Here is a 3,325-nt window from a genome sequence, read left to right on the forward strand (position 1 = left end):
TGGACGGCGTCGCCACGCTCACGTGGGGACCACTACTTCGTGTTCGGTGAGGCCCGGCACGCGTGCAACCTCAGGTTGTGGGACTCCGGCATCGCGACGCTCGTCACCTCGCCCGAGTGCCAGTTCAACCTCCTGCTGTTCGTGCCGATCGGCGGCGCGGCCGCGTTGGCGGCGACGGCGCCCACACGCCGGTGCCTCCTCGCCGGCGCCGCGGCCGTGCCGGTCGCCGTCGAGGCGTTCCAGTACGCCGTGCCGTCGCTGTACCGGGTCTGCGACACGAGGGACCTCTTCACCAACTGGGCCGGGCTGGCCCTCGGCTGGGCGGTCGGTCGCGTCGTCGCGACCCGGAGGAGACGGACTCCGCCGACAGACCGGCCGGATCCGGCAACGACGGCGGATCCGATGTCCCGCTACTGACCGCGGGGTCAGCTAAGCTCTGCGCAGTGATGCGGGGGTACGTCGGCTTCCCCTCACGAGCGCATTCCTGACGCAGACCACATCCTGGGGGGAAGATGGATGCGGACAGCACCGCGGGTCGGGGTACCCGCGCGGGTTGGCACGTGGTATCTCGCGGACGAGCGCGGTCAGCCCGGTTGGTCGGGGCCGTGCTCGCCGCGCTCCTCATCGGGGCGTGCGTACCACCACCGATCAACGGTTCGGGGTACGAGTTGGTGTTCTCCGACCAGTTCGACGGCGATGCGCTGAGCGGTGTGTGGTCGGTGCCACCACATGGCAACCCCCTTCCGCCCACGATGACGGACGGGGTGATGACCATCTGGACGACCACAGCGAACGGCTACAGCTGGGGTTTCGTCGGCAGCACCGGGCCCCGTCTCGCCAGCGAGCCCAGCTACCCGTTCATGCAGGCATGGCAGGAGGGCTACTTCGAAGCGCGCGTCCGGTACGCCGACAACCCCTGGGCCTGGCCGGCGTTCTGGATGTACGGCGCATCCACGGCCGAGGCGTGGCCCGGCCAGGACTGCCGGCGCCTGACGTCCGAGTGGGACATCATGGAGAACGGCATCGCCAACCAGCTCGGCGAGCGGCCCGCCGACCACTGGAACGTGTCGGTGATCCACCGCAACACCACCGACGGCACCTCGGACGGCTACTGCGGCCGGGTCGACGAGACCCGGGTGTTCCAACGGGAGTTCCCCGACGTCGACCTCAACGACTGGCACGTCTGGGCCGGGCGGTGGGAGGGCGACGAGCTCTGCACCTACCTCGACGACGTCGAGCTGCAGTGCATGGACGCCTACGACACGACGGCACAGCCGATGCACCTCGTGTTCACGATCCAGTACCTCGGCGCCTGCAGCGGTTGCGGTCCACGGCCGGCGGCGTTGGCCCTACAGGTCGATTGGGTCCGGGTCTGGCAGCCCGCTTGACGGTCGCACGGCCGACGACATGCCCTGCTGCGCGAAGCTTCCGCCGTGTCGGCCCCGACCCACCGCTCGACGAGGACGCGACGGACATACGGGAGACGACAGCGGCGAGACCCAGGTGCGTCCTGTCGGCCCGGCGTCCTAGCCGACCAGACGGTCCGCTCACCGGCGGCCAACCAACGCGACGACAATCGGCTCAGCTCAGGACGAGTTGACCGTCGACCGCGTCGACGGTGACGGTGTCGCCCTCGCCGATCTTGCCGTCGAGGATCTGCACCGCCAGCGTGTCGGCCAGCTCGCGCTGGATGACCCGCTTGAGCGGCCGGGCGCCGAACGCCGGGTCGTAGCCCTCGTGGGCGAGCAGGGCCATGGCCGCGTCGGTGACCTCGAGCCCGATGCGCCGGGCGGCGAGCCGCTGGCGCAGACCCCGCAGCTGGATGTCGACGATCTGGGCCAGGTCGTCTTCGGTGAGCTCTCGGAACCGCACGATCTCGTCGATGCGGTTGACGAACTCGGGCTTGAAGAACGAGCGGGGATCGCCCGGGAGGTTCGACGTCATGATGAGCACGGTGTTGGTGAAGTCGACCGTGCGGCCCTGGCCGTCGGTGAGGCGGCCGTCGTCGAGCAGCTGCAGCAGCACGTTGAACACGTCGGCGTGCGCCTTTTCGATCTCGTCGAGCAGCACGACCGAGTAGGGGCGCCGGCGCACGGCCTCGGTGAGCTGGCCGCCCTCGTCGTAGCCGACGTAGCCGGGCGGGGCGCCGATCAGCCGGCTGACGGAGTGCTTCTCCATGTACTCGGACATGTCGATGCGGACCATGGCCCGCTCGTCGTCGAACATGAAGTCGGCGAGGGACCGGGCGAGCTCGGTCTTGCCGACGCCGGTGGGGCCGAGGAACAGGAACGAGCCGATGGGCCGGTGGGGGTCGGACAGGCCGGCCCGGCTGCGGCGGATGGCGTTGGCGACGGCCGTGACGGCCTCGTCCTGGCCGATGACCCGCTCGTGCAGCACCGCTTCGAGGCGGACGAGCTTGGCCATCTCGCCCTCCATCAGGCGGCTGACGGGCACCCCGGTCCACTTGGCGACGACCTCGGCGACGTCTTCCTCGTCGACCTCTTCCTTCAGCATGCGCTGCCCGTTGGACTGCAGCTCGTCGAGGCGGGCGGTGGCCTCTTCTACGAGGCGCTCGGTCTCGGGGATGCGGCCGTAGCGGATCTCGGCGGCCCGCTCGAGGTCGGTCTCGCGCTCGGCCTCGGCGCGCAGCGCCTCGAGCTGCTCCTTGCGCTCGCGGATCTCGTCGATGATCTCCTTCTCGTTGCCCCAGTGCGCCAGCATCGAGTCGCGCTGCTCGCGCAGGTTGGCGAGCTCCTCGTCGAGCCCCGCCAGGCGCTCCTGGCTGAGCTCGTCGGTCTCCTTGGCCAGCGCCACCCGCTCGATCTCGAGCTGACGGATGCGCCGCTCGACCACGTCGATCTCGGTGGGCAGCGAGTCGATCTCGATGCGCAGGCGCGAGGCGGCCTCGTCGACGAGGTCGATGGCCTTGTCGGGGAGGAAGCGCCCGGTCAGGTAGCGGTCGGACAGCACGGCGGCGGCCACGAGCGCGGCGTCCTGGATGCGCACGCCGTGGTGGACCTCGTAGCGCTCCTTGAGCCCCCGGAGGATGGCGATCGTGTCGTCGACCGACGGCGGCCCCACGTAGACCTGCTGGAACCGCCGCTCGAGAGCGGCGTCCTTCTCGATGTGCTTGCGGTACTCGTCGAGCGTGGTGGCGCCGATCATGCGCAGCTGCCCGCGGGCGAGCAGCGGCTTGAGCATGTTGCCGGCGTCCATCGCCCCCTCGGCCGCCCCGGCGCCGACGACCGTGTGCAGCTCGTCGATGAAGGTGATGATCTCGCCCTCGGCGTCGCTGATCTCCTTGAGGACGGCCTTGAGCCGCTCC

Annotated in this window: 3 protein-coding genes; 2 read left to right on the plus strand and 1 reads right to left on the minus strand. The window is 70.0% G+C overall.

Translation table 11 applies throughout. The features are described from left to right. Positions 1-417: VanZ family protein (locus VJN29_RS17980; protein ID WP_324145012.1), on the plus strand; the 417-nt coding region annotated here is incomplete at its 5' end. Between the two features lie 188 nt (positions 418-605). Next, positions 606-1,388: a hypothetical protein gene (locus VJN29_RS17985; RefSeq protein ID WP_324145013.1), complete on the plus strand. Its 783-nt coding sequence runs from the start codon at positions 606-608 to the stop codon at positions 1,386-1,388. Positions 1,389-1,581: 193 nt separating this feature from the next. Here VJN29_RS17985 and VJN29_RS17990 read toward each other — a convergent pair. Beyond that, a partial coding sequence (locus VJN29_RS17990; RefSeq protein ID WP_324145014.1) for an ATP-dependent Clp protease ATP-binding subunit occupies positions 1,582-3,325 on the minus strand: 1,744 nt, incomplete at its 5' end.

The organism is Intrasporangium sp. (assembly GCF_035280925.1).
In the GTDB taxonomy this organism is placed as follows: Bacteria; Actinomycetota; Actinomycetes; order Actinomycetales; family Dermatophilaceae; genus Intrasporangium.